The organism is Enterococcus silesiacus (assembly GCF_001886225.1).
In the GTDB taxonomy this organism is placed as follows: Bacteria; Bacillota; Bacilli; order Lactobacillales; family Enterococcaceae; genus Enterococcus_L; species Enterococcus_L silesiacus.
The window spans coordinates 22930-44938 of the sequence record NZ_JXLC01000013.1 but is presented as its reverse complement, the minus strand read 5'-3'; the positions used below and the strand labels follow the sequence as shown (position 1 = coordinate 44938).

The following is a 22009-nucleotide window of genomic DNA, read 5'->3' as shown; positions in this document are numbered from 1 at the left end:
CATATTTTACTTAGTGAATCAAAATTTTTGCATTTGATGGAGTGGGAACCATTTCAATTTTACGACCCCGATGACATCACTCACTTGTATAAAACCAAATTCTCGACTATCTGTTTCATACATTCGATTGTCCACCATCACAAAATAACTATCTTTTGGCACCATAGATTTCCCTGTCTTTTCCAACAGTGTAAAATCGTTGGTATATAAGTGGTCCTCTTTCGCAGCCTGCGTAATCGAGGTTGCTAAAAAACGTTCATTCTTCATTTCTCCATCGATGAATAGTTGATCATTTTGATAGTATAATGACTCCCCTTGAAGACCAATCACGCGTTGAATCACTTTTTCTTTGGTAAATGGATGAATAAAATAAATCAGGTCGTACCTCTTTATAGGGGCTAACTTATTTACAAAAAGCCGATCCCCTTCATTCAAAGCCATTGTCATACTGTATCCGCCAACTCTAGGAACAGTGAATATGACTAATCGAAAGAAACTAAGTAGAAGTAGACTAATAGCTGTCGTAATACCTAGCTCTATCAAAAATCGTTGCACTCTTTTCCTAGTCCTTCGCTTTTTTCTTTTTTGCTGAGATTGTCTTTTACGCTTGACTTTCTTTATGTTTTTTTCATTAGAACGCTTATGTATAGAAGCGGTCGTCGATCGTTTGCGTTTCTTCGGCCGCTTCTTTGTAGAGGGAATTGTCTTTTTTTTATTCACCACATTTCACCTCAACTGACTTACTTTTTTTGTTTTAAAGCTAATTCGTTGATTTTAAAATAGTCAAAAACCTTCTTACGGCTTTGTGTTAACTTTTCTAGATCTTTTTGATAATTAGAATTAAGTTGAGCATTAGTTAAATCCTCACTACTTAAGGCGTAAATATTCGTCCCGATTTCTTTCATCATGGCTTTATAACGAATCAATAAAGAGGTTCCTTCCTCTGTCATTCCTTGCGCTAGATTTCGATTCCCATAACTCACTAGTAAGGAACTGACCTCTCTTAACTTCGGTTGGATTTTATCGATGCTGCCACCGCTTTCGATATCTTTTAAATTTGTATTTACCTCTTCCGTGACAAAATAACTTTGCACAATCATATTAGAATCTTCTGCCGTTAAATTCGTTGATTGATAGTAACGTGCATACACTGCTCCGCTAATAGTTACGATCCCAAAAATGGCAAGAAACAACAGCCAGCTGAGAAAAATGCGTTTTTGTTTTTGAAGTCGATATTTTTTCTTTTTTAGCCCACGTCTTTTTTGTTTCGTTTTTGGTCGTTTGCGATTCAACATTTTTAACGTTCGGTTAATAGAGAACAAGCGCGTACTCACAAACAGAAGTACAAGGATGGATACGAAACCACTTGATAATAGCCCAATAAACAGCCAATCCAATACACTCATTTGGTCATGCCTCCTCAGCTATTTTTTTTACTTTTCTTCTGCTTTCTTTTCTTTTTCTTACTGTTGTTGATTACTTGAACAATGAAAAAAATGATGACAAAAACAGCGATTATCCCAGAAACAATCAGACCAATCAGTCCCCAATCGATCCCTCTTTCTTGAATCAAGGTCACATCTTGCGCATTATATTTATCGGCTTCTTCTTTTGTAATCTTAAATTTTTTCGTCCATTCCCATTTCTTTTCTTGATTGCTTACAAGGATATGAGCATTGTATTCCCCAGGCTCCATTTTTTCGGAGTTCATTAATATAGGGAAATCGATCATCGAATTAGGGGCCATTCGCATTTTGATTTTCTTGGTTTCATACAAAATTTCATTGGAGCCCTCTTTCATGACTTGGGCTTCTATATCCATATCATTGACAAAATCTGGCTGTATATTTGAATAGTTAATAAATATAGCATTACGATAATTGGATAATCCTGGATAAACGTTATTCAGTTCTAATTCTGGTTCGATCGGTGTATCTGTTTCTTTCAACACTAAACCAATCAGATAAGCATACTCATTGATAACTCCTTTTTGCTTCTTTTTTTCTTCCTCTTCTTCTTTGGTTGGGATCACTTTCAAGTGAATTCCACCAGTCAAAATACCGTCATAACTTGTTTCGGGCATATCGATTGTTAATTCTAATACCTTTTTTTGCTTTGGTGGAAGGACAACTTTCTCAGGCCCTGTCACCATTTTTTTCAAGTCAAATTTCAGTGAGGAATCGTCTTTAATTGGGCTTGGGCCAAATTCAATCACACCATTTGAATTTGTTTTTGCTTGGCTGATTTCGACACCAACAGTGACTTCTTTATCTACATCATTTTTCAATTCTATTTGAATTTTTTGTTTTTTCCCTGGTGTCATTCTTAAGTTAAAATACCCAACATCTCCTTCTTGATTTTCTGGTTTGACTACTGTGTAAGTATAGGGCGTGGCGATTGCTTCGGTAGCATATGTTTTCTCTGTTGTCACAATCATACTAACTATGTAAAATAAACAGATTAATAAAAATGCGTTTCTTTTTTTCATCTATAAATCAACCTTTCTAAAAAAACTCACCGATTTTTTTAATCGGTGAGCTTACTTTCGTTTGCGTTACCTTTTTATTTTAATGGTGTTTCTGAAAGTGTCCAAGTAACTGTTGCTTGATACGTTCCTGTACGAACATCTGTACCAGATGGAACCGTTAATTTGACTGCTTGGTTACCTGGTTTAGCCTCGTCACCTAATTTACCGAAAGCGATAAAGTAGTCTCCTCGACCTTTTGCTCCAGTATTAGTGAAAATTGGTGTAGACTCGCCGAATTTCACTACTGCATCGTGGTGCAATCCAGATTCTCCTGGATTTTGGATACCATTTTCAGCAGCATCAAGTAGACGTTGGTGACCATAAGTGATCGTTGCATTGTCTAATTTTCTTAGTGTTTCGCCGTCTTTGAATTCAAATTGCTTTGTTACTTTAGCTGTTAATTGGTATGTGTGATCATCTACTTGGCGATCATCTTTAAAACGAATATAGTTAGCAGATTCTGCTTTAGGATTTCCAACAGGCACATATGTTTTGGCAAATGACGTGATTTCTTTGGTCGCACTTGCTTCTGCTTTACCAAAATCTAGTGGTGTCACTTTACGAATCAAGAATTTCCCGTTTGGTTGTTTTTCAGGATCTTTTTCCTCTGTATCAGGTACTGGATTATCCGTTTCTTCCTCATACGTTGCATCTGTAAACTCAACTTTACCAACATTTCCGTCCATTGTACTGTCTGGTTCAGCTGCTACCACTGTCCCTGTTGCTGCCGCTGTTGTTAACGCTGCTAGTAAGATTGTTCCGCATAATTTGTGTGTGAATTTCATTTGTATTTCCTCCTAAGATTTGTTTGTATTTATGGCAACTCGGCTATTATCCAAGTTAACACCGTTGAGTATGTTCCCGCTTCGTTTTCAGAAGTTTTGGGAATGGTTAAATTGACTGCATTATTTACATAGCTAGGTTTCTTGAATACTGGATCTTCGATTATGTTGCCAGTATTGTTGATGCTGGGAAATATGGTTGGTTGTTGCTTATTTGTATTTTCTTTTGACGCACCAAATATGATACTCCAAGTTCCCATGCCCTGTTCAGCTTTTGCAGTCGCTATTGTATAGGTCTCACCGACGTGATTCATTTGAATCACTTCTTTTGATACTTCTGGTGAGTATTGACTGTTCGTGGCAGAATTCGTCCACGTACGATCAAATGAAATGGTCGCACCTTTTAATTGGGCACCGTGTTTCATCAGTTGTTTAAATTGTGTTTCTTGTCTTAATTGAATCGTCCAACCGCTAGGTTTTTCACGTTGATCGGTTACTTGAATAAAATTGCCGCGAACCTTGTCACTATCGTGAAACAATTGTGCATTAACAGGTAACACACTTCTATCGTCTGTCATTTCGACCGTACTAAAGTTTAAGTAAGGGACAAAGTCGATTCTTAAATCGCCTTCAGTCCGAGGAATCTCTCCTGGATTTACGATTACTTTATTATCTTCTGGATCTTGAATCTGAGAGCTATCGGACCTAGACTTTTCAATTTCAAAAATGGCACCGCCAGAATGATCTGTAGCCTGACTAATAACTGGTCTCGTCGCTATAGTAAACATTAGGAAGGTCAGAATAAGTATTGATTTTTTATTCATCATCCATCCTTCCTTTCTTGCGTTCACTTTGCTTATTTTTCTTTCTTAAAAAATAAGCCGTCAAAAAAATCAACAATATTAGTATTCCACTAATGGTTAAACTTTTCTGTACCAACTCACCTGTAGAAGGCAATCGCCCGATTGGTTTTTGACTCTGTCCTTTGGTATTGGGTAGTGATGCGTCTTTTGTTGTTGAGGTAGGACTTCCACTTGTTGCAGTCGTTCCATTAATTAACGTTACTTCCCCCTTAGTCTGAACGGCACCTTCACTTCCAAGACTTTTCATCGGAAGAATGAACAGCATCATACTGAATAGAATAGAGGTGATGAAAAGACAAATTCCTTTTCTATTTTTCATTGGCTATTCTCCTTCATCATCATGGCGTATCGCCCAATTGGTATTCGATACGAGCCTGATACTTTCCGATTTTCCCTCCGCCGTTTGGTACTTCCATTTTGAACCCAAAACCAGCTTCACTCCAAGTATCACTCACAACAAATTCACTCTTAGAGTCATTTGTATGTCGCATCAGTTCTTCTACTTTGTTTAATTCAAAAATAGTTTCGCTGTCTTGTGCTCCTGTGTTGTAACGTAGAATTCCTGTCATTTGGGAATTTGGATCATCGATATTAGTGAATTCTTGTATCAAAACGGCTTTTAGTGTCCATTCTTTTTTGCTTTGGCGGGTATCTGTTATAGCTAATTTCTGACCCGCTAAATCCGGTTGGTTTACACGAACTTTTCTAAACGTTGCCTCATGCTGCCCAAAGTCCATGATTTCTGGAACTGAATTAAGTCTTAAGACACCTTTATAATAAAATTTGACTTCTTTGACCTCTCCATAGACCACTTCAAAATCAGCTTCTGGTAAGGGCGTTTTTTCTTGACCATCAATCAGCACTTTACTTAAAATATAGTCTTCGGTTGGATGAGAAGTTATCACAACTTTCTCTCCTATCAAGCCTTCTTTAGGCTCTTCTTTGTAAAGTTCATTTTCAGGGGTCGTTCCTTCTTCTAAATGTAGTAGCGTAAGTTTCGCAGCTCTTGGTTTGACTGTGAATGTTTTTAATTCCCCAGATGTACTTTCTGCTACTTCACCATTTGATGCCGTTCCGCTGACTTTAAATGCCTGACTCACGTCAAAAGAGCTGGTCAATATTGGGACAGCAATGGTGGATAGAACATCGTAGGTCAGTTTTAATTCGGTCTTCGGTTCGACATTCCCCAGTTTCACTTGCAGTTTTCGATCTGCGCCAAATGTAACATCAGATGCAGGTACTGCTACACCGTTCAATTTGACTGTTTTCAAATCAACATCGATATTTGCTGGAAAAGCGTTGGTTGTTTCATACATCACATTGTCCCAAGGTGATGGTGCCACTGCTGTATTTTGAATGGTCGAAGTAAATGTTACTTTTCCCCCTTCTAAGATTTCCGCTTTGTCTATAGCCAGATTTGCAGAAATGTTCGGTGGATTAGGCATAGTAACATTTAGTATCATTGCAACCAACTCAGACTCCACACCATTTATATTCTTGGCTTTAAGAAAAATAGCATTCTGCCCTTGTTTTAATTCATCTTTATTTACAAGAAAGTTAAATGGCATATCTGTCCCAGGATTGGTATTATGAATCCAACTTAAGACTGGTTTCATATTAAATGGGCTACCGATAGAATACGATATATCTTCTAAAAACATAGTTTCATCATTAAATGTTCCTGATAGCGTATATCCTTTTCCTTCACCTGAATAGGTATCAAGATTTTTATCTACTTTTAAAATTAAGCCATCACCAGTCGCAACTGGAGTATCTTCATCTGTTTTTTCCAATCCTACACTGTACGAGTAGCCGATTACGGAACCAATCGGAAAAGCTTGTTTCGCTGATTTCATAAAAATTGCAGTATCAATGGGTTCAGGAATATTATTAGGGTACGCATCATACGCATTTGTACCTGCTACACCATTTAAGGCTTCTGCTCCTGAAGCATCATAGGTTGGAAAACCACCATAACTTGGACTAAAGACAACAGAAATATCAAGTGGTCCAGTATATCTACCAGCTTTCCAATTATTTACTGGATTAGAAACCTTAAAATTATAATTTAAACGATAAACTTTTGCCTTATCTGGACTTGGATTTTCGATATATAAGCCTCTATTTCCACCTAGAAAACGAACAGGTACTGAGTCGTTATTTGCTAATTTAGTATCCATCATCGTATACAAAACAACCTCTTTATACCATTCATCTTGAACCATGACAGGATCAGAATTGTTTTTGACAAATGTATCTATTTTGACCGCACCATTAAACGCAGTCATAATAATAGTGATATCAAATCGGGATTTGGTGTTTACAGGAGCATAATTGCTTAAATCTCGGATTTTATCTCCTTTAACCATCAAGCTTGTCGTATTTCCACTACCGTTCATTTTTTTGTAATATCTCGGATTATCAACTGTATATGCACTCATTTTATCTTCTGGTTTCGATGAATTAGCGCTTCCAAAGACTAGATTTACTGGCCAACTAGTCCCAGGTTTGAAATTCCAAGAAAATAATCCACCAATAAGTTGATCCTTATCCACGAAATAGACATTAGGGAAAAAAGAACTTCTGTCAGCATTATTCATTGGCGGTACCGGGTCTTGATAACCTTGAAAGCTAAATTCTAAACGTTGTTCTTCAGATAGAGGTATTTGAGCTCTAGGGCTCCTCCCTACAACTCTTGTCCACCCTTCCAGTTCAGGATTTTCAACATAACCATCCGCTGATCTCATCTCCGTTATCTTACTTGTTAGAGTTTCTGTTGATTCAACTTCAGAATTTTTCTCAGATAATTCATCTTCTGTAATGGTCTTAGCTTTGATTAACTCTGTGTTTTGCCAAATACTCATAGATATTATTATTGAGAATACACATCCTACAATTATCAACCTTTTTTTCACTCATATTTCCCCTTTCTGACACAAATAATATCTTTAAATTCGTATTTGAACAGCTCATTAATTCATGCTTTTGGAATATCCAACAATGTCCATTCAATCTCTCCTTGATAAGTTCCGCTGTAATTTCCAGGTTTCAAGTCGAAAAGAATACCTTGATTCGCTTGCCAATCAACAACTACATTGGCAAAAGTCTCTGTTGTTTCTCGTTCGAATACTTTAATACTACTGTCCATAGGGATTGGTGTGACTTGGTTATTTTGATTCACATAAATCAACGAATTAGTAATAATATGGTTTTCTTTCGTTTTAAAATCGCCTGTCAGTTTAGCGTAAAGCGTTGTTCTACTCCCTTTTCCTCGAAAGTCTTCTATTTGAATATCCCAACCAGCTTTTCTAGCCAACGTTTGTGGTTGATTGGTAATGGCGCCTTGTTCAAAACTGACTTCTGCTGGTACTTTACTGAAGCTCATCGTTCCCGCTACTACCAATAAGTTGATTTTTCCAACAGTAGATTTCATTCCACTTGTCTTCCACTCAGCTACAACGGTCAGACTGTACTCCCCAATAGGTAACGTTTCTGCTTTTAATGTTGCAGTTCTTGTATGAACTTCATTGATTGTAGGATTTGCGATGATTTCAGTCATTGAGTCATTCACAGCACCATTAATCGCATATTTCAACACTAAATCATCCGCTTCTTCACCAGAAACTTGCGTTTTGATCGTAAAATCTGCCCCATTTAAAATGGTTGTTGTTTCACCATCACCTTCAACGACTAATTTAGGTGCTAGTTCTAAATGCTCAACAGTGGCTTCCAAAGGTTCACTAATAGCAAATTGGCTTTTTTGAATTAAGTTTACCTTTGTGCCTTCTTTCATTCGCATCAGTGGACTTAAAACAAACTTCCCTTCAGGATCTACGGTCGTTTCTTTAATAAGTTTGTCTTGTTCATCTCTTAACTGGATGGTTAATCCAGGAATCCCTGTACCTTCGATTGATGTCGCTTTATCCGTAATAGCAGCATCTAAAGTTACTTGTTTCGGTTTTACGGCAAATTTTGCTGTTGCTTGAATTTCTGGTCGCCCGGACAATGGTTGTTCTGGAATGCCCGTCACAGTTAGGACATGCTCTTTTTTTACATCCAAGGAATCAATCAGCTCTTGTGATAACTGCAGCTTCCAAGGGTTAAATTCCTCTTTATTGGTTGCATATGTTTCCTTTGGTAAAAGAATGGTTGCGCCATCATCCACTTGATAGATCAGTGACTTCAATTTCCGGAGGTTTTTGAGTGACCAATTCCCCGTAATATCAGTACTTTTATTGAAAGGAGCGATTGGATCTATCGCTAGGCTATCCTTAACAGTACTTGCGGTGATTTGGTAATTAAATGTCTCTGGATTCGACATATAGTTTTTCCCAGCAAAACTGATCGTATCTGAAACATTTTGATTCGCCGTCAATTCTTTCGTCTGTGCTTCAAACGATATTTTTCTGGTAGTAGATGTTAAAGACAGATCGCCTAAAGAAATTCGCTTGCTTTCAATAAAAGAAGTATCGTCAATAGTGACACCATCTACTTTCAGTGAGCCAGGAACATAATCCACAGATTCATTCAGGTTCGCTACTCCTGATACATCAAACCAATCTTGTTTCCCAGATTCATACGTGACTTCTGCAGTATAAGTCAAGTTTTGTCTGGCTTTTAGTGTTTTTCCGTCCACAGGATTTCCCATACTATCAACAACTGTGATATTTGACTTCGCATTCACTAGACCTGGAACTTTCGTAAATGCAACCCGGCTGTACTGCATCGCACCACCTGTTGAACCAGTGAATCCCCAAATTACATCATTCGTGCCAAATATCACTTGTGGATCAATAGGTACCGCTACTTGAGGAGAACTACCGTACTGATAGGTTAAGACATTTTTTTCACTATCCCAAAAAACAGTAAACTTATTCCATTGGTCGTTAGCTAAAGATGTATACACTTGTGTGGATTGATGGTTCAATGTTGGCAGCATATTCGCATAGGCGTTACCATAAGAGTCTTCTCTGCTAGGAAAGGCATAGGCCACATGTGCTTTATTAAAGTAGGTCCAATAGGATAAAAAACCATCCATTCCTTTATCATTATAATAAGTATCAAATTCAACAACGAAGCTATTTTCTAAGGCTCCGACCGTATTGGACTTAGTTTTAGGATCATGCTTTCCATAAACACCTAACTGTTCCCCAATTATTCCTCTTTTACTTGTCAATCTCTCGGGATCATTATGTATGGCAAATGTCATGCCGTCCCCGTTATTTGTCTTCTTATTACCAAAATAAAGGTAGGCTTCAAGCTCAAAATCTTGCGTCAAATCCAATAGATTATTAGGTGTTGACCAAATAGCTCCTTCTTGACCGCCTACATTGTCTGTTACTTGAACCACATCTCCGATCAACGTACTATCTGAAATAGCTGGTAACTGGAAAATCCCCTCTAAGGTCACATGTTCTGGTGGATTACCTATTCCAGTATTTGCCCTCAATAAACTTGTTCTATCCATAATTGGAGAATCATTAGATTTCTTAACAGATTTTTGTTCATTCGCACTGATATCCGACTGTATATTTATGTAAACTAAGGTAAATACTGCTATGACACTGATCAGTAGCACGTAGCTCCTTTTTTTTATTTGCTTCATTTGGTGGGAAACCTCCTATTCTCATATTGTGTCTTCCCGAAGTTTTTACGCTCCCAATTTGTTTTTAGGAATGTTTATTAGAACGTGCTTCCTTAAAGATCATTATTTTTTAGACACTTTTTTCTTTCTCTTTTTCATCTTTTTTCTCAGTAGTTCTTTTTTCTTTTTGTTCTTCTTGTAAAGCATTACGCAACCAATCACACATACAATTATGACTAAGCTTACGCCAATTACTAAATACCAATTCATTGGTTGTTCTTCTAATTCAACTGCCTCTTTATTCAATCGATCACTATCTGTTTTCACAATGGTGAATTCTTTGTCAAACTCCCAGTTTTCATCATTCGAACTTGCCTGAAGCTTCAATCGATACGTTCCTGGTTCTAAGCGTTGATTGTCCCAATTAATTGGAAAATCAAAGTTTGAATTTGGTGCCATACTCATATTTTCTTTTGTTGTTTCATGAAGTACTTCTGTATCATCTTTTTTGTAGATTTTTGCTGCTACTTTAAAGTTACCGATCATTGTTGGTTTGATGTTTTGAAGATTGGCAGTCACAACTGTTCGATAGTTCAATAAATCTGGTTTGACTTCATTTAATACAACATCGGGTTTTACTTTCTGATCATCAATTGTTAGTTTTGTTCCGATTACATATGAGTACCGATTTTTTATTTGAACGTTTGCTTCTGCTTTTTCTTCTTCTTCACCGATATTTTTGTAGAGGTAAAAACCACCTAATATCATGCCTTCTATGTTTTCTTTCGGCATTTTCAGTTTGAAGGTAACATTTTTTGTTTCATTTGAAGCAAGTTCAACGACTTGTTTGTCGGAGATTAACGCAGTAAATGGATATTGCAACGTGCTATCTTGTTTTTTGGGGTGTTTAGTAAAGTCCATTTCACCATTTTGGTTGGTCGTCGCAACATTTGGCTCAACGGTCACACTGACTTTCTCTTTCGTTGGGTTGGTCAGTACTAACGTTAAATCTTGCTCCATTCCTGGTTGTATCCTTAAATCAAAATACGTTTGATTTTTATCTACTTGATTCTCTGGAATCTCTGCTCTTGCTGAAAAATTTGCTTCTCCAGATTCTTCTTTGGCTGCTACTACTTGCGGCAATAATAATAATGCCACTATGATACTAAACGTAAACAGTGCGGCTTTTAATTTTCTTTGCATTACTTCGTTATCCTTCCATCGCTTTTTATTAACAAGGGTGTGAGACAAAACTAAAGATCAGTTTTGTTTCGCGCTCTAAATCGAATAAACGGCGAGAAAAAAGCAGCTCCTTCGGAAATAAGCTGAAATTCACAAAAATTTGAAGAGCAATTTTCGTGAATTCCCTCTTATTTTTCGGAGCTAAACGCTTTTGTCTCAGCCTCTAACTATCGAGACAAATATAGCGGCTGCACTACACTATATGTTATGCTCATTTATTCATTATTTGCTGGTTTTGGTATATCTGACAGTGCCCAGTTGATCGTTGCTGTATAGCGAATATTGGTTTCCGCTGACCCTTCAAGGACGAGTAATTGTATGTTTTCGTTATTATTCGCTTCCCCTGAAAAAACATCTAACCATGTGCCTTTACCGCTACCTTCTCCAGCCTGCATCAACGTATATGTATCTTGACTATCAAAGACTAGATCATCCCCCTCTGGAGCAGAGGAAACATTGCCTGATCGGGTCTTAACAACACCTTCTTTAAAAGATAAAACTGCACCTTTTAATTCTTTTGTGCCATCGCTATTCATAAACTTAGAGACTTGTGCTGTTAAATTCCAACCAGTCCCTACGCCTCGTAAATCAGTGACTTGCACAAAAGGATCTTTGTTCAGAGCAAAATAGTGGTTATCCCCATTGGCTAATTGTTGTTTGCCAAATTTAATGCTCGGAACATAATCAATTGTTAACGCACCTATATTTCCCGTACCTTTATTCGTTGGATCTAACGGATCTAGTGGTATCGGTGGTGTTGGGTTATTAGGGTCAAGAGGGTCTAGTGGCGGTTTAACACTCGTATTCTCTGTGAATTCAATCTGGTTATCTTTGGAGTTTACTTGACTGGCGTTTACTTCTACCTTTTGCATAGTAAAAGTAAGCAGTAAAAAGAATAAACCTACCAGATTCAGTACACTTCCTTTTTTCATTCTAATCCTCCAACTGAAAACATTTTCCTTTAGTTAATTGGTTAGTCAGCTTTAGGCGTCGTACTTAATGACCATTCAAGTGTTGCTGAATACTCACCAATAAAGTTACCACCTGGAATTGTTAATTTAGATGTTCCTTTATCGAAGTAATTAGCCCAAGTTCCTAAACCGTTACCCGCTTCAGCAAGTAGCAAGCTTTGAGGTGAATCATTTAATGTAACACCATTAGCATCACCAACGGGCGCTTTGAATGCCACACCTTGAGGATTGGTTGTTTGAAGTTCTTTAGATGCTAAAGTAAGTGTTGCACCTGTTAACTTGTTGCTTTTATCCGCTGTTTCAAATTCTGTGATTTTAGCTTTCAAATCCCAACCAGCACCTGTTCCGCGAGAATCCGTTACTTGGACATAGGGATTGTTTGTATTTTTAATTGGATATTCGGTTGTTCCTACACCGATTTTATCGGTACCAAAATCAAAATTCGGTGCAACATCAATTGATAATGGTCCAGGTTGATTTGTTATATCTTCTTTGGGCGTATCCTTATCAATTGGAGGTGTAATGGCAGCACCGTCTCCAGCAGTTAATGTAACAATTCCTTTTGATGTTGGATTTTTTGCTGGTGCGTCTTCTGCAAACGTAACTTGTGATGCACCGATTAAAGCCATTGTTGATAGTGATAATAATGTTGTTATTTTAATGAATTTCATAAAAAAATCTCCTTTGTTTTAATTTATTTTTCTTCTGCTGTTGGTACGCTGATCAATGACCATTCTAAAGTAGCTGAATAGTCACCTGCTAAATTCCCTGCTGGGACTTTGATTTCAACTTCGCTTGAATTCATTACATTCATCCATGATCCTAAACCTGCACCTGCTTCAGCTTTCATAAATGAATCCAGCTCCGAATTTCCTGTTATCAAAGTAACTTCAGACTTCTTTGGCTCTGCAGACGTATTTCCTTCTGTTTTATCCATACGTCCTATCGGAAAAGATAATGTTGCCCCTTTTAAAATCTTCTTAGCATCTGTTTTATCTGCGAATTCTGATGATTTCACTTGTAAGTTCCAACCAGCACCCGTTCCACGACGGTCTGTTACTTGCACTTTTTTTGATTTAATTCCGTCAACTTGATTCGTTACTGAATAGACTTCAGTTGTTCCAGATAGCTCAAACGCTCCAAATTCTAGCGCTGAAATTGCATCGATCGTTAGTGGGCCTTTGTTGCCTGTTGAAGGTGTTTCAGTATCTGGTGCTTCTGTTTTTTCTTCTTCTGGAACAAGTACTTCTGGTGACTCTTTCCCTTCATTAGGTTTTAAATCGATATGCCCATGAGAAGTTGCTTTTGTCCCATCGTTATCATTTCCAGTCGTTGTTTCCGCTGCAAGTACTGTACTGTTTGCTGCCAATAATGATACTGCTAACATCCCTGCCATTATCCCTTGTTTTAAACTCATTTTACTCATTTCTATTCCCCTCGTTCTGTTAATTTTTTCTGTTTCTTACTAATTTCTAAGTTCTTACAATCCCTTTATCAAATTGGCAAGAACAGAGAAATCAGCGCTTGATTAAGCGACATGATTTTTTTCGTTTTCATTTCTAGTACTCCTTCCGTAAATTCTTTTCGCGATTCTGCTCACCTTTTAAGCTTTAAATTTTTTCTAGTTAAAAAAATCCCATATAAAACAACGCTACCTATGAAGGACCACATATTTCTATTGTCTTCACCCGTTTTAGGTAATACTCTGTTATTCTCCACTCTATCTTTCTTTGGTTGTTCAACTATACTTGCTTCATTTGGCAATGAATCTTTTTCAGTAAATAAAATCCCAATCTCGCTATCTGCCTCAGATGCAAAACACGGAGATCCTACACTCACTAAAATGATCATCCCGATTACGATCAGTAATTTGTTTTTCATTCGTCATTTTCACCTTCTCAGCCCGAAAGCCACCATTTTTTACTTGCTACTTCGTCATTAACTATTCACTCTACATGATTAACACAATCAAATATTCAACATATATCCCTTAGATCGCACCGTTTTTATAAAAATTGGTTTCTTGACATTCTTCTCGATTTTTCTTCTCAAATGATAGATAATATTTGCGATTCGATACTGCTTGTTTTCTGTTGTCTCTGTTTTCCACAATTCTTGGTAAATCGTCTCATAGATAACCGCAGTTCCTTGATGTCTTAATAATAATTCCATCATTTGAAATTCTAATTTTGTTAAAACGATTTCTTCATTTCCTTCTATCATCACACTAACATTCGTTGGGATCAGTTTAAGTAACTCATCACTATGATGATTTTCTGTTTCACTGCCCTTCTTGACCTGAAGTTGTTTGATTCTTAGCATTGAGTTTTCCATAATAAAAGCAATTTCTTTTGCTTCCCTGCTCAAATCAAAAACTTCATCCGCTCCTAGTTGTAAATAAACTAACTTGCCAACTGATTGATCTGCAACTGTCATGACCCAGATATAACAAGTTGATCTCTGTCTTATCTTAGAGATCAATTCACAGATCCTACTTAAATCACTAATATTTTCTTCTAGAATGATAACTGCATCAAAGCTTTCTAGTAACTCTAAATTCTCTGTTATTTCAATAATTGTATGTTTTTCTTTAATTTCCTCTATGTCGATTCTATTTTCCGCAGTATTTCCTAAAGAAAGCATGCCTATGTTACACATTATTATCCTCTGCTCCTTTTTCTATGTATTATGTATTTTTTTATAATATATTTTTTTTATATCAAACCTTCAAAAATAATAATATAATATTTTGTTTTATTTTGTTTTCGATATCATCTTCTCCCGAAGAAGTTATTGAAATCCCGACAATATTTTTTGAAAAAATGCTAATAATATACGCTTAGTAAATATCCATGTTATGATAGTCTCAAGATTTTGAAAGGAGTTGTTAAAACGACATGGAAACTGTTTTTATGAAGAAGAATGAAACCCTTCGTTTTGAGCTATTAAAGCAACTTCTCTATGCTAAAGCTGGTACCACAACACAGCAAATGATGGACTCATTCAATATTTCCAGCAAAACTTTTTATCGTTACAAAAAGCAACTCGTTGATGATTTAGACACTGTATTTATACATGGACAAGTCACAATCAAGAAAAGGAAGCTCTTTTATATCGTTGAATTGGCTCCTTCATTGACTTTTAGCTACGTCCTTGACTCTATGAGACTGTATTACATAAGAATCTCACAAAAATTTTCGATCCTTGAAGCGCTTTTAAAACGACATTATATTTCTGTTGAGGCATTAGCTCAGGATTTGAACTTAAGTCCCTCTCATGTTTATTCAAATTTAACGTTTTTAAATAAACTACTGCGTCCTTTTGATTTGACTATTTCTTTTTCTCCTTCTATCTACAAAACAAATTTTCAAGGAGCTGAACTAAATATTCGTGCATTAGGATTCGTTTTGTTCTGGAATGTTTATAAAGGGGTAGAATGGCCTTTCGAAAAAACTCCAAGTTCTTACCAAACACTTCCACTAGCTGTAAATGATCAAAGACTTTCGCCTTCACAACAAACTAGACTTAGATATTTTCAAAATGTCACCTACTGGCGTGCGTTGTATAGGAAAAAAAGCTTGACCCTATCACAAGAGTTTAAGGACTATCTTGTCTATTTTGAAACTGTCGCACCTACTAAACTATTTTCAAGTTTAGAAAATGTAGATCTTGAGCAAGTCAATGAGAAAGATGAAGCCTATTTCTTCGGTTTTCTATCAAGATTCCTTATCGCAAATATTGATTCAGTTGAAGAAAGACAAGTGATTACCCAATCACTTGCCCAGTCGAAGTTACCATTAGCTGAGTTGACCACATGTACTTTAGACAAACTTTTAGCTAAGTATAAAGTGAGACTATCCTCTGATAGTTATCTGGAAAATTACTATTTGTTGATTATTTGCTTGATTTATATTCGTTTTATTGGCATCAATTTCAGAAAATTTCTCGTCGATGATACGACTGTCTCTAAAGCGAACTGGTTTTCTTCTGATGAATCGTCTTATCGTTCTTTCGTAAAAGAGACACTAGGCAAAGAACCTTTGTTACGCAAACATATGAATGCTGGTCTTGTCTCTTTTATGGCAAAATTTTTTAACTCTATTTTGAAAAGTGGAGAGAGGGAGGCTAAGTTACTGATCTTCATTCAGCATTCTAACAATCATTTTATTTATGACTTTGTTAAGAATAATCTACTCACCATTTTTGGGGATTCAACATTAGAATTTACTTTTGATGTAGATGACGCCGATGTGATTATTTCTGATGCTTTCGAAGGAGAAGATTCTAACGAAAGAACCTTTCACTTTGAACATTCCCATGATCAAATCTCTTGGAGAGAGCTAATTCTTTTTATCAGTGGGAAGATTTATGCTTTGCATAATGCTTAAGCAATGTTCATTTTTGAAATCGCTGATTCTCTAACTTAAATACAAGTGGCGATCATCGTAGTGTTCAACGATTTTTTTCACTATTTCTTCTAGCAACAAGTCCAAATCTGAACTGTTTGAAAAAGAAGAAATGAATATTTCCTTGGCCTTGTCACTTTTTTCCGTTAGTTCGGTATCTGTCACAATAATATCCGGTGAACTAAGTTGGTTTTGGACAAATTCTATCTTATCGCTAAAAAGTAATTCGATTTTTTGCGATATGATAGGGCCTACAAATACTTTAGAATTTTGAATTAGAATACGTACTTTAGGTAACTCAACGTGCATAAATTTCACTAAAATTGTATATGTAACGAGATAGACGTAATCAGTCAATGTCTCTTGTGACGTATTTTTTTTAATCGATTTAAAAAAAGAACCATATTCTGTTTTCGTGATTAGCTCTTCAATAACGGTTTGAATATTCTTTTGGATTTTTTTCTCAGTCGGATCTGCATAGAAAAAATTTTTTTCATCATAAACGTAATAAAACAGCTTCGGATCAATAAAGCACGTCTCCATCAACAAATGCATCATATCTAGCTCTTTTCTAAGTTTCCAATAAAGTGGCGGTGTGCTGCTTCCTTGAAAGAAAGTCTCAATCAGCTTTTCAGCTAATATGTGACTATATTTCACTAATTTAAAATTCTCCTCATTAAAAAAATTCTGATGTGCTTCGATCACAAATCCTTCTCCATCTACCAAACGTTCCTTATAAAGCAATAACAAAGCAGCACCTGTTTCATCCCAAGACTGTTGTTCTGGACGATTTTTCTTTAAGTGAAAATACTCAAAAAATACCTTTGTGTAAATTCCATCCTGAAATCGCTCAGATAAGACCGTTAAAATAGACTTTTTCATCACTTTTTTTTGGCTGATACGAACAATACAAATATAGAGTAATAAACAGATCTGTCTTTTTCTTATGCAATTCATATTTTCCCAACCAGCTATTCTCTCCCCAAAGTATTCTTCCATCTCTTTATACACCTCTTGATCAAATGCCCAAATATTGGACGCATTCGAAAAAAATAAAAAAAAGAAATTTCTGATTCTTAACTCGTCACCTCTTATTTCGTTCGTTCTAGTTAAACTTAAATCACATTGATTCAATATTTTTTGTAGTTTTCTTCGATGACGAGAAAATGTCGCAGGGCTGATGAACTCGATATCACAAAAAGTGATTGCATCGATTTTCTCCATTAAAAAAATATGTTTGATCATCTTATATAAAATGGAGTGCTTCAACTGATTATTACTAATACTTACTATGTCTAGATTATTCGCATAAACACCTTGTATCGTTTGATTTATGTAATAAACCTCAAATTGCTCTTTGGAAACATCCAATTCCTGTTCAAATTGTTTGATGATCATTGAAACTGTTTTCTTTGAAAGATTTGTCGCTTTCGCAATTTCTGCTAGACTTACCTCTCTTCTTTGATTATCTATATAGCTCAAGACATTTATACGTCTATCATAAATATCGTCCAAAAAAATCCGCACACGTATTCACCTTCTTTTTATCATCTTTATTTCTTTTTTCAATATTTTCAACAACGTTATTATCATAACTGTTTCTAATTTTTGTTTTTTCCTTTCTTTTCCTCCACTTGAGAAGTTTTTGAAATAACAACTATTTATATTAAATTATTTTTTATATTTTTTATTACTTCATTAAGTCTATTTTTTAGACAAAAAAAAAGAATGTCCCCTTATTAAAATCAACTATGATCAGAACAAACACATTTAAACCTAGTACTATCAAGAATTAATAGTAAATAGATTCTTCTTTCACTGAAATAATTAGATTTTATTTTTTTCTCATTTTCATTGTTTTTTTATATCTAAACGCAAAAAAAACAGGAATAAACAATCCCCCCTTGCCAAGCTAGTGTATATCTGGTTTCAAAACAATAGCAACACTTGTTCTGTATTGCTCTCAACTAAACAGAACATGCCATTTACTCCAAATAATATTTCTAGACTTACTTTCTATTTTTCCTTCCCACAAAAGCTTATTTGAAAGAAATTCCTTTTTAAAAGATATATAATGTTATTTAATGAATTATTGTCAAAAAAATATATTAACGTTCATCGTACGTCTTAATTTACAACAGAACGACAAGGAGAATGATTTAATTGAACATTAAATTACAGCACTTATTTTGGTTACTTATTCTAGCCATTCTTACAAACGTAATGTTTGTCTCGGATAGCGTTTACGCCGAATCAACTGATCTACTTAAAATGACGATCATTCCTCGAGGAGATGCAAAAAATGACGAGAGAAAAGAGCAACGCTCACATACCCATACATCCTTTGAACCTACAGGTGTTTTTTTGCCAAAGGATGAAGAGATCATCATTTATGTCGATGAGACACCCGAAAATTTAGAATTGTATGTTGGTCAATGGGGAAACTATACTAATGTTGTTGGCCTGACTGATGGAAACCTTCAGTTCAATTCTGGAAAATTGAAACTCAAAAAAGGAGAGAATCGCTTCACCAATACTTTAACGGGCGGAATGGTCTATCTAGTCAATTCTTCTACAACGCAGACTGTTCATGCTAGTCTATCTAAAAACATCAATGTTCCTTATTTTATTCAAGGAGAAACTTCTATCGAAGAATTTAAAGCTTCACTAGAGCTCTTTAGTGATGTTCCTTTTATGGAATTTGTAAACAATGACGCGATTGCTACAATCCGCATGGATCGGGCAAAAGATATTTTTCTGCAAGGAGAACAAGCCAATCGGTTTATGACGTATGTCTCCCAAGCTATTCAGCTAGAAAACGAAGCTGCCGGACTTGACTTTAATGGCAGTGGGATTACTAAAAAAGCCCAACAGCGTGTTCATATCGCCAATCCTACAAGTGGAGCTGGGAAATTTTACTGTACAGACTATTTTTTAGCGATACATAGTGCTACAACAGGGGATCGGGAAGTCTTTAGTTCTGGCGATAATATGACCAACTGGGGACTATTCCATGAGATTGGTCACTCTTATCAAAATATGTATTATACCTGGGATGATATGGGGGAAGTTACTGTCAATATTTATTCAGATCATGTCCAAAAACATCTCACTGGTAATAATAGCCCCTACGACGCTATCATGAGTCCTAATAACAAAAATAATAAATATAGAGAAAAAGTGGCTCGCTATTTTACCAACCTAGAAAATGATCCTTTATGGGACTTGAATGCAGAAATAGCAAAATATCCCACTGATTTTCATTTTGCTGCTTTAGGGATGTTTGTTACCTTACCTAGAACATTTGGCTATGACTTTTACCCTGAGCTTAATAAGTTATATCGAGCTACTCCGGTCTCTCAATTACCAGTTACTAGTGATGAGAAAAAGCAATTTTTCATTATTATGACTTCAAAAATAGCCAATCGAGATTTGACTCCTTATTTTGATTTTTGGCATTTTAAGATAGATGATGATACGAAACAAACGTTAGCTAATCTTCATTTACCGACACTAGAGAAGGAAATTTGGAAAGATATCCTAGCAACTGAACAAGAAGAAAAGGACGGAACGTATCGCATTTCAGATAGATCTTATACATTACCTTATGCTGATTTAGATTCTACTATTCCAGTTATTACGACCCGTTTTGAAGATCTAAATCGCTTTTCTTTAGAAAAATATTTTTCTAATCTTCATTCAGAACCAATTGCTTCTCCCGTTCACTATCTTAAAAGTGATATTGCTGATCCAACAAATTTTAGTATCCAAGATGGTTATGCCTATTTTGAAAATGATCGGTTGATCACCAATAGATTAAATGTCCAAACACAAATCATCCCCAATAATACGTATGTCATGTCTGGTCAAAATGGTTCTTATGCTGCTATAGACTATGATCCTAGTACCCAAGAGTTGGTTGCTGTCGGAAACCTCAAGCAAATTTTGCAAAATATACCAAATAATATTTATCCTAAAGTAACCGTTTATAGTGCACAGATGACAGAGAAAAAACTTTACGCTGAAGGATATGGTAGAGATACAGGCCTTGCTTTTGCTAATAAATTAAATAAGTTCAAAGTAGCGGAAAATGATATTATAGAGATTTATCATCGAGAATCAACCAAACGCGTGTCCCGCTATATAAATGGTACAAAGGTTATAACAAACAAAGATACGTATTATTACATCATTACTCCTAGTGGTTGGAAAGAACTTGATTTCGCTCCTGTAGTCCAATGGAAACAAACAGAATTTCCTATTGCAAAAACCTTGACGACAGATGATTTCATTGCGAGTTACACTAATCCTGTTAACGGCGATATTACCTTTTCCTTTGGCGCAACACTTCCTACACAAAGCATTAAACAAGGGCAAACGTTATCCAGTTATCTTAGTCAGACTATATCAATCAAAGCTCAAAACAGTCTGTTTGGAGGTGTTGGGGATTATACGATTCCTTTCAATTATTACTTTGAGGATACAATCGTTATTCCTAGACACGGAGGATACGGTACACTTTTGACTTTTGACAAAGACAATAAAAAGCTCATTGCCCAAGGATCTGATCCTTACACCATGAACGGATCAGATCCTTCAACGAAACCTTTGCTCAATATGACAGTCACTTATCTGAATAAAGAGAAAACGCCCACACAAATAGAGGTAAAGAACAGTACCCGAGCGAATGCGTTTACTAAGATGATCAATGATCAAAATATTACGTTGGAAACAGGCGATGTGATAGAGATTACACATGCTAGAGTCAATCAAGAGGCGATTTCTCTCGATGCGGATAGCCAACAATATGTTACAAAAGCCTTAACAGCATTTGTTGAGGGGGAAAAACACGAGACCTTCAGTGGACCTACTCAATACTTTTTAGTGACAGATAAGGGCTTGAAATTATACGAAAATCCAGATGAGATAGTTGGTAACGTCACCGTCAATTATGTAGACGATCAGAACACTCCCATCCATAAATCAGATGTTTTAACTGGGAAAATCGGCGCAACTTACGCAACAACACCTAAAGATATTGAAGGTTATGTTTTAAAAGAAACACCTGAAAATAATACAGGTATCTTCAATGTAAATGATCAAGCCGTTACCTATGTTTACACCAAAGACGGAACATTATCCCTCGATTTTGTTCCAGCTATCAGTTTTGGGACTCATCCGATTTCAGGAAAAACAATGAATATTACCGCTGAAAAGTTGCCTGAACCAGCGTATTATATTCAAATTACAGATACTAGAACAGCACCTGGAAATTGGCTTTTACAAGTACAACAAAGCCAACAATTCAAAACATCTAACAATGACGTTTTAGCTGGAGCACTTTTTTCAATCTCGAATATCTACGCTGAAAAGAAAACCGATGGCACGAAAGTACCCTCTGTTATAAATTCAGATTTCACTTTAACGTTTGATGAACATGATCAAGGCTCTAATCAAAATGTTTTAACAGCTAAATCTGGCGAAGGTAGCGGTACTTGGCGTTTTTACTTTAATGAGCAAACAAGTGATACTCCTAGTATCCATCTATTCGTTCCTGAAACAGCCAACAAAACGATTGGTTCATTTTCTAGTGAACTCCTTTGGACATTATCAACCATCCCTTAAATAGCTTAC

General features: G+C 36.0%; 17 protein-coding genes. 2 read left to right on the top strand and 15 right to left on the bottom strand.

The features are described from left to right. Positions 1–18: 18 nt before the first annotated feature. The 14 genes from lepB to RV15_RS10050 form a co-directional block, all read right to left on the bottom strand. Entirely contained in the window at positions 19–555 is a 537-nt protein-coding gene (gene lepB / locus RV15_RS10115) for a signal peptidase I (protein WP_167364091.1), read from the bottom strand. Between the two features lie 185 nt (positions 556–740). Further along, on the bottom strand, positions 741–1406 hold the full coding sequence (locus RV15_RS10110) for a hypothetical protein (RefSeq protein ID WP_071877930.1): 666 nt from the start codon (positions 1404–1406) through the stop codon (positions 741–743). Between the two features lie 14 nt (positions 1407–1420). Next, the gene (locus tag RV15_RS10105) at positions 1421–2488 is read right to left on the bottom strand and encodes a WxLIP family cell surface protein (RefSeq protein WP_071877929.1); all 1068 of its coding nucleotides are present in this window, start codon (positions 2486–2488) and stop codon (positions 1421–1423) included. A 74-nt stretch (positions 2489–2562) separates the two neighbouring features. Beyond that, entirely contained in the window at positions 2563–3312 is a 750-nt protein-coding gene (locus RV15_RS10100) for a WxL domain-containing protein (protein ID WP_071877928.1), read from the bottom strand. A gap of 29 nt (positions 3313–3341) precedes the next feature. Beyond that, on the bottom strand, positions 3342–4133 hold the full coding sequence (locus RV15_RS10095) for a WxL domain-containing protein (protein WP_071877927.1): 792 nt from the start codon (positions 4131–4133) through the stop codon (positions 3342–3344). Next, positions 4126–4491, bottom strand: coding sequence for an LPXTG cell wall anchor domain-containing protein (locus tag RV15_RS10090; protein ID WP_071877926.1), 366 nt, complete (start codon positions 4489–4491; stop codon positions 4126–4128). The genes RV15_RS10095 and RV15_RS10090 overlap by 8 nt, the downstream gene beginning before the upstream one ends. A 19-nt stretch (positions 4492–4510) precedes the next feature. Then, the gene (locus RV15_RS10085) at positions 4511–7036 is read right to left on the bottom strand and encodes a hypothetical protein (protein ID WP_071877925.1); all 2526 of its coding nucleotides are present in this window, start codon (positions 7034–7036) and stop codon (positions 4511–4513) included. 113 nt (positions 7037–7149) lie between these two features. Continuing rightward, positions 7150–9777: a lectin-like domain-containing protein gene (locus RV15_RS10080; RefSeq protein WP_071877924.1), complete on the bottom strand. Its 2628-nt coding sequence runs from the start codon at positions 9775–9777 to the stop codon at positions 7150–7152. Between the two features lie 102 nt (positions 9778–9879). Continuing rightward, entirely contained in the window at positions 9880–10959 is a 1080-nt protein-coding gene (locus RV15_RS10075; RefSeq protein ID WP_071877923.1) for a WxLIP family cell surface protein, read from the bottom strand. Positions 10960–11213: 254 nt separating this feature from the next. Continuing rightward, positions 11214–11930, bottom strand: coding sequence for a WxL domain-containing protein (locus RV15_RS10070; protein WP_071877922.1), 717 nt, complete (start codon positions 11928–11930; stop codon positions 11214–11216). A gap of 41 nt (positions 11931–11971) precedes the next feature. Continuing rightward, complete coding sequence (locus RV15_RS10065; RefSeq protein ID WP_071877921.1) at positions 11972–12640, bottom strand: WxL domain-containing protein; 669 nt, start codon at positions 12638–12640, stop codon at positions 11972–11974. Positions 12641–12663: 23 nt separating this feature from the next. After that, positions 12664–13386 (bottom strand): WxL domain-containing protein, encoded by a 723-nt coding sequence (locus RV15_RS10060; RefSeq protein WP_217265817.1) that lies wholly within the window; start codon positions 13384–13386, stop codon positions 12664–12666. 179 nt (positions 13387–13565) lie between these two features. Further along, entirely contained in the window at positions 13566–13850 is a 285-nt protein-coding gene (locus tag RV15_RS10055; protein ID WP_071877919.1) for an EF2685/EF0750 family sortase-dependent surface protein, read from the bottom strand. Between the two features lie 87 nt (positions 13851–13937). Then, positions 13938–14627 (bottom strand): DNA-binding response regulator, encoded by a 690-nt coding sequence (locus tag RV15_RS10050; protein WP_071877918.1) that lies wholly within the window; start codon positions 14625–14627, stop codon positions 13938–13940. Positions 14628–14881: 254 nt separating this feature from the next. Between RV15_RS10050 and RV15_RS10045 the strand changes: the two genes are divergently transcribed. Then, positions 14882–16357 carry a helix-turn-helix domain-containing protein gene (locus RV15_RS10045; RefSeq protein WP_071877981.1) on the top strand — a complete coding sequence of 492 codons (1476 nt, stop codon included), beginning with the start codon at positions 14882–14884 and terminating at the stop codon, positions 16355–16357. A gap of 30 nt (positions 16358–16387) precedes the next feature. Here RV15_RS10045 and RV15_RS10040 read toward each other — a convergent pair whose 3' ends face one another. Next, the gene (locus RV15_RS10040; protein WP_245791328.1) at positions 16388–17890 is read right to left on the bottom strand and encodes a helix-turn-helix domain-containing protein; all 1503 of its coding nucleotides are present in this window, start codon (positions 17888–17890) and stop codon (positions 16388–16390) included. Positions 17891–18538: 648 nt separating this feature from the next. Between RV15_RS10040 and RV15_RS10035 the strand changes: the two genes are divergently transcribed. Next, on the top strand, positions 18539–22000 hold the full coding sequence (locus tag RV15_RS10035) for a M60 family metallopeptidase (RefSeq protein WP_071877916.1): 3462 nt from the start codon (positions 18539–18541) through the stop codon (positions 21998–22000). Positions 22001–22009: the final 9 nt, after the last annotated feature.